Below are 263 nucleotides of genomic sequence, written 5' to 3'. Positions count from 1 at the left end.
GGCCTGGATCGACCTCACGCCCTACGACAACACCTCGCTGCACGCCGTGCAGGTAGATGAACGCGACTGGGCCGACAGCCGTTACTTCGAAGTACAGCCCGGCAGCCACGAGCTGACCGTGCGCTACCAGTTTCCGGTTACCCCCAGCAATATCGGCCCGGTCGAGGAGCCTTTGTGGCGGGATTGCCAGGTCAAGGTGACCTTCAAGGATTTCAGTGCCGGTCAGCGCTACCAGTTGCAGGCTGGCAGCATCGGCTTCCGCC

At 62.7% G+C, this 263-nt stretch carries 1 protein-coding gene; it reads left to right on the top strand.

Going from position 1 to position 263, the window contains the following annotated elements; genetic code table 11:
* Positions 1–263, top strand: a 263-nt coding sequence (locus tag FQ668_RS27635) for a DUF2057 domain-containing protein (protein ID WP_144180795.1), incomplete at both ends; no start/stop codon positions are given.

Origin of the sequence: Pseudomonas sp. Kh14, from assembly GCF_900291005.1 — a bacterium.
GTDB lineage: Bacteria > Pseudomonadota > Gammaproteobacteria > Pseudomonadales > Pseudomonadaceae > Aquipseudomonas > Aquipseudomonas alloputida.
The sequence above is the reverse complement of the archived record's forward strand: the minus strand, read 5'-3'. Positions and strand labels throughout refer to the sequence as shown.